The following is a 6,931-nucleotide window of genomic DNA, read 5'->3' on the forward strand; positions in this document are numbered from 1 at the left end:
GCCCACTCTCGGTTCCTCTTACAACCTGCGTTTAGAAAGAGGATATCGCTACTCTGACTACTTCCCCGGTGAAAGAGTAGTGATACCTATCAGAGATCTTGGCGGCACCCTAGTAGGACTCGCAGCAAGAGCAGCTGATGCAACGCCGGCGAAGGAAAGCCCTAAGTACATGCTTAATAAGGGGCTGCAGAAGGCCTCACATCTTTACAACGGCCATCTCGCCTTCGCTCGACTGCGGAGCAAAGCATCAGATACTGACGAGAATCTTCACCTCTTTGTTTGTGAAGGCTTTTTCGATTCGTTGAGACTAAGCACCTTCGGCATCCCGGCGGTTGCGGTGATGGGGAGCTCGCTCAGTTACGAGCAGGCAAAAATAATCCGGTCGCTCGCATCAGAAGTTGGTGCGGAGAGGCTCGTAGTTAACGTCCTGATGGATGATGACGAGTCCGGTCTAAGGGGGGCATCCCAGTCGATCAAACAACTTCTCGAGCTGGGGTTGCGAACAGAATTCTCCTTTCCTTATGAAATTGAGGGAGGCAACCCTTCCTGCAAGGATCCGGACTGTCTACTCAGAGGGCAAGATCAAGATGTTGCGCAGTCTCTGCTTAGGGAGGCGGCGCTACCACCGGCCACCGCAGTTCTTGCCGCAGAGTACGGCGCCAATGCGAGGGCCCTAATCGACAATGGCTCTTGGAGTAGCGCGCCTCTTTCAAGGAGGATTCTTGCACTAGAACGCGCCACGGGCGCTTTGCGCAGGCTGGTGGCCGGAGCCGATCGAGCGCTCCCTGATTGGATTAGCCAACCACATCCTCAGCGGGGCAGAGCAACTGATGCTTTGGGCGACTGGTTGGCCTACGTTGAGAGCACGAGGAAGCCTGCCGAAGCTAGCTCAGGTCCCTTCAGTTCGAATGAGGACGCCAAACTAAATCACGCACGCCTGTTGGCATACAAAGGGTCGCGGCGCGGTGAGCTGCCCTGCGACGAACCGCGCTGGGAGCGACTAGACCAAGCAGCAACGATGTTCAATMTCGCGTTGAAGGAACGTCTTGCTTCGCCCTTCTTGGGTGATATGCCTCCTTACGATGCGGTGTGGGTGCCGCGATCATTTGGGAAAGAAGAGCCCCGTCTGAAGGTAATGCCGCCATGCGAGGTCCTCACAATTCAGCAGTACATCCTCAATGAAATTCTGTCCGAGCGACTCGACGCGCTTAGTGCCGGCAGCAAGCCATTCAGTCACTGCGTGCCAGCCGTACGCTACTACCGTGAAAGTGACAAGGTCTGTACGACAGGCTTAGGGGCCGGCCCTGACTCTGACAGTCTAGAGGTTCCACTGAGTTACGCTTATCAGATTGATATGGAGGTCGTGGAAGGAAGGCAGCCGGCGACTGATCAGGGCATGTTCCGTCCCTTCAGTGATTGCTGGAAACATTTCGTTCGATCGATCAACGAGCAATCTGAGAAGATTGGGTTTGTGTATACGGAGCGGCTTGACGCCGTTCGATACTACGACAGGATAAGGCGATACGTTGCTCGCGACGCGCTTCTCCCTAAGCTGTCGCAAGCGCTCGGTACCATTCCTAACGGTTCGTCAAACTTCTGCCAACTGTTGAGCTATGGAAGAGGGTGCGGAGGAAGGGATGACGCGTCGACTGTGCTTGACTATCTGACGTCTTCGCTATTTGGCTACACGTACCAGCGGCCCGACAACGGAGAGGCGGAGTCGGCTTCGGACAACATGGGTATTCCCCAGGGACCGGTAACATCGGCATGGTTCGGTTCCATAGCGTTGTTCCCGGTTGATGAGGTCGCGTTAGAGCTAAAGCAGCGCTACAACGTCGAAGGAAACACGAGAATTGGTTACGCGCGATATGTAGACGACATAGTGCTGCTCGCAGACTCGGCGCAGCTCCTCGAAGAGTTCAAGCGCCAAGTAGTTCTGGCTGCCGGAAGGCTTGACTTGATTCTTGTTGCGAAAGCTCAAGCAATTCCACCAATGTCTTCCAGCCAGTTCGCACAGTTCATCACATCAGGGCGAGCAATGGCTGTGTCGGGGCCGGCATGGGAGCCCACACTAGTCGGTGATGGCGATTCAGGCTGGGAGCCATGGGTTGCACTGCCTGACACCGATAGGCAGTCGGCGCTCCAGATCCTCTCCGATTGGACTCTCTACAGTTCAGATGTCCCGACGATTCTCCGTGCTGTACGCACGGCGTTTCTTGCGCCAGACATTCGCGCAAGCGAGCTCGCAAAAGGGGCACGTCTAATTTGGTACGCCGTAGCAATGTCTCTAACCGAGACTGAAAGAGAGGCCACGGCTACGTTCGGCGAAGCCCTCGATCTCTTCGACGGTTATTGGGAGCAGTGTTGCAGCGGCGCAACATGGATCTTGGATCCAAATAGGAATCCATGGGAGCTGCCCTTGGCATTCGCTGTCGAGGGTCTAGACAAGGTTCTCGACACTAGCTCTTATCCTCTCTCGATGTTGAACGCGCAGGAGAACTATGAGCGACGAGCCAGGCTTGCAGTTCTAGCGGAAATAGCGAGAAAACCCGACTTCCCGCAAGTAGTAAGTAGTAGATCGCGTTCGCTGGCTCATCAGGTGGGTAGGCGACTTGAACTAATACTGTGGAAGGCTAAAAAAGGAGCGAAAAGCACTTCTAATGTGGTGAGCCAAGCAGAGCTGGCAAGGACACCGGGCACATGGAATTCATTCGAATGGATGCATCTAGCTGTCGATCAACTTCAGAGGCCGAGGCTTGATGGACGCGATCCGCTGGAGCCTCTGCGCGAACCTATCAATGTAGCTGAGAAGCGAGCTGCCGATCGTGGAGAGGCTGGCTCCTTCAGCGTGGTTCGACAGTTGCTCCCAGATCTCACCTCATCCCAGGCGTCGGATTCAGAATACTCGTCTATAGCATTGCAGACGATAGTCTCAGTCGTGCCCCGCTCGGAGTTGGTGAGGATTCTATCTCGACGGGCCCACCTGCTTGGGGATGCGGAGGATGGTCTACTTCTGCTGCCACCTCTCCCCGGCATTGATCAACAGCGTCTGATTGCTTGCACTAGCGCAGATGCTGTGGTGCACATGGCACTGGTCGATGAAATTAGGGCTTACGAGCCTGTGGAGTTAGGAGATCAATCAGATCCACTGTTGCTTGGTGCTCAGGAAGGTCATCCCGGTAAGTGGGATCTGCCGTGGGTAAAGAGTTCCAGAGGCAGCTTAGACGTGAGAGTGGCAGCGGTCTCGGACATGAAGTTTCGTGCGCTGAGGACGCCGCGTTACTCAATGAGGGGCACGCCAAAGGAGGTTGCGCGTCTGTTCAGAGCGATAGTTCGTGTGGCCAATAAGAGAAGCTAACGAATCCCAAGAACTCGTGCCATCGTGGGCATTCATCGCAACCAGTGAAGATGACAAGCTGATCATCCTTAACGAAGGGGTGCCGGCGGCTCAGCTTACGAACAAAGCTTTCGTTCGAAACGGAGAACGAGGCCTGAGAACCGTCGAGGTTCCAATATACGAAGCTCGTCTTTGGCGGGCTGGTATTGCTGTCTCCGACTACTATGGCTACATCGAAGACCTTGGGAAGTACGGCGAAACCGATGACCCTCCCTTGGACGGCGCAGCTCTTTCTGACATCAGCGCCTATGTGATTCGCTGTCAACTTCGAAAGCTCAGGGGTGAATACGCCAACTCCACGACTAGTCGCAGAATCGAAGGGGCGGACCAACTTCCTGTATCTGTTGAGCGATCGCTTAAGTTCCTTGAGTCCTTCCCCGAAGGAGGAGGCGACGAACAGAATCGACAGCAGATCTCAGCGCTTCTAGCAAACGAGGCGGATCTTGCGGCGATGCGGATCCGGTACACCTACCAACCTGCTGAGTTGTTACCAACCGAATTTCTCCGGCGTCTTGCCGATAGAGTGGTTGGTCGATTGCCCGGTGAAGTAGGTCAGATGCTCGGACTCGGGAGTAGGCGGACTGGCTTGCGCTCTGACCTTAGTGCTTTGCTTCCGCTTGTTGAGGTAATACATGACATGTCGCCTGGTGGCGACGATCTTGGCGCAAGCTACGCTTGGCGAATGCTTCAGGCGGGCATGGTGAGCTCTGCCATCGCGGTTRCATTTCAAGGCATCGCCATTTCTCTCAGGGCTCAAGGTGAGTTCTTCATCCCTGGGATGGAGGTTCCGAGCGTGGAGGTGGACCTTGGAGGGCCCGAATTCACCCCTAGCACAGCCGCTGCACCGCCTGCCGCCGAGGTCGGGCGTGGCCTGTCCTCTATCGTTCGAGGTGTCTACTTAAGATCCGTCGTGGCGGCGCAGAGCGAAGATCCAAGAATCTGTGTTGAGACGGATACGATTGGGCGCTTATCTGAACTGATCACAGTTCTCGAAAGGGCGGATCAATGCGAGGAAGAAGGGGATTGGCCGTTCCTCGACATTGGTTTGGGAACCGTTGAACTGTTGACTATGGATCTTCTTGAGAGAGCCATCGAGCTGGTCTCTACTCTCGATTCGCAACTGCAGTTCGCTAACATTCGGGTCGTCAGTCCGACTTACGGATATGACGCGCAAGGAAAGAGATTTCGCGACCACAGGGATCAAGAATGGGAGATCCAAACGTGGATGATTGGACAGTATCCACCCGATAGGAAAATTGAAGAGATTGTCAGCGGTGGCAAGGTGCTTAAGGCTTGGACAGAGACCGTCGATCTTAGGTCTAGGCGACTGGTGTCTATTTCCGTTGCGGGTCGAGCCTTAGCAAAACTTAGTCAACCGCAAGATGCTGGGCAGGCTACTTCGAGTTCGCCTAGCACTGAGATCAAGCAAGTTAGAGAGAGTAGATATTCTGTGGATGAGGTCCATGAGGATCTTAATCGGGATTCTATTGATGATGGAGCTTCTGACGGTAGGGGGATACATCATGAGGCTCCAAAGTCTGATGACGACCCTGGAGTGCGTCGCTCGGTTCGTGAAGGCCAGCGCGACAACTGGCAGCAACGAAAGGATCTCAAGAATCCTGCTCACGTTCGAGTAGCCATTTTGCAGTCCGAGCAGGAGCTGTCCTATTTTCATCCGATGATGGAGGTTCACGCGCGCAGCTGGCCGCTCAATGAAGGTGCGGCAGAAGCGATTACGGAAGCTTGCAAGAGGGAGCTTCCGAAATGGAACGAGCTTGATCTAGCAAGCTCAGCGCGTGGCCTTGAGCACAAATGGAATCGTGAGGGCGAGCTGTTCCCAAGCTGGCACGAGCACCGTCGACAGCGAATGCTGAAGCGTGCCATCGAAGCGTGCGAGGCACTTGGTGTTGATATTCTGATGTTGCCAGAGTACTCGGTGCGTCAGAAGACGGTGGAATGGATCCAGGATGAGCTCAAAGGAAAGAACTTGTCAGTTCTCGCGGGAACCTACAAGAACTTCGAACATTTCCCACAGGAGAAGGCGCTCCAGGCTATTCTCACTTTACTGTGGCCGGTGGTAGACATTCCTTCGAGTGCAAGCACACACAAGGATACTTCTAGGTCCGATGTATCCGGCCAGGTGTTGGTCCTCTCTCGGCCGAAGAAGTACAGATCTGTGGGTCTTAGCGAACACATTCGGCCCAGCAATGATGCTCTTTCACCATTGTTTAAGCCGGGCCAGCTGGTTTCGCGCATCGCTGAGCATGGAAATGTACTTACGGTGGAGCAGGTCAATGCACTCCTTACCGACAAGCCGCTCCCTCTAAAGCATTTCGCGGAGCTAGTCTGCTCAGAAATCTTTGCGCTGACGAGTCCGTTGAACTTTAGGCACATCCAAGATGACTACGGCGCCTTCTGTAAGAAGTTTGGCTTTGCTGCTAGTGAAACTGCAGTTCGCGATGATGTCTTCAATTTAGGTGAATTGCTGGCTGCTGGCGCACGTGGAGCTTCATCTGATAGGCGTTCTGTCTTGATGGTTCCAGCGGCGACCACACGTACCGCCGACTATTGGTTGGCAGGCCAGGCAAGTCTCTTGGCAGGAGGAACGACAACGGTCTTCTGCAATGGAACGGGCGCGCACCTACTCAAAGGTGGCAGCTGCTTTATCGGCCGTGCGAGCTGGTCGCGCGAACACAGCGAGGCAGGGTACATACCGACATGCACTCCCTATCACGGCTGGTCAAAGGGAATCTTCTACAACAACAGCTCGGACGCTTTGAGTGAAAAGGACCAGGCTGTGGTGGTGGCCGATATTGATCCATACAACATGATAGAGGGCAAGCCGCGACCTCAAATGCTTCCGGTGCCGTTACAGCTCGTCGCGTACTTGCCCATTGTGGAGGTAGTGGACAGTCATGACATAAAGACGCCGGTGTGTTCGTCCTTGGGTGTTGCTACGACAAAGGTCAAGGGGGGTGTCAATCTTGAGTCGCGCCGCGTCCACGAGTCCAAGAAATTCTGGAGCTTGGTCATGGATGTGTCGAAAGGAAGTCGTTACAAAGACTTTGCGAAGTGCTTCTCTGATCCGGCCGCCGTGACTGCGAGAATCGAAGCGTTCAAGAGTGATGCCGATCAGTTACCTCATGCAGGTACGCTCGCCAGTGGTTTATGGGCGTCGCCGGCTCTCTACGACTGGTTAGATGTGGATCTGACCTTAAGGCACGATGAACAGTTGCCAGAAATTAGTGTGCCGTCATGGATAAGGTGAGGCCTCCGGTGAGGTTGGTTGATCACGTCGCTGATGCTCTTTCGGCCAGAAGCGGTCGCCTGGCGTACGCCTGAATCGATCCGGCCCAAGAAGTAGACTTCTTGACTGAACGTTTGGGYGGTGTTCTTGCGATGACTGCTCGCCCTCATCTAGGCAAAACGTAGAGCGTCCCGGCCGTGGTGGTCACCACACCACGGCCAGTCCCTAAAGCTGACTCGGTGATGACGTGCGAGAGGTTGCCGCAGAGCTTCGCCACAAGTTCGCCC

The 6,931-nt window shown here is 54.7% G+C and carries 2 protein-coding genes; both read left to right on the forward strand.

Translation table 11 applies throughout. The features are described from left to right. Positions 1 to 79: 79 nt before the first annotated feature. On the forward strand, positions 80 to 3,358 hold the full coding sequence (locus AC04L7_RS09770; RefSeq protein WP_475512910.1) for an RNA-directed DNA polymerase: 3,279 nt from the start codon (positions 80 to 82) through the stop codon (positions 3,356 to 3,358). Positions 3,359 to 3,374: 16 nt separating this feature from the next. Further along, positions 3,375 to 6,665: a hypothetical protein gene (locus AC04L7_RS09775; RefSeq protein ID WP_475512911.1), complete on the forward strand. Its 3,291-nt coding sequence runs from the start codon at positions 3,375 to 3,377 to the stop codon at positions 6,663 to 6,665. Positions 6,666 to 6,931: the final 266 nt, after the last annotated feature.

This window comes from Pseudoxanthomonas sp. LjRoot204_2, assembly GCF_056175765.1.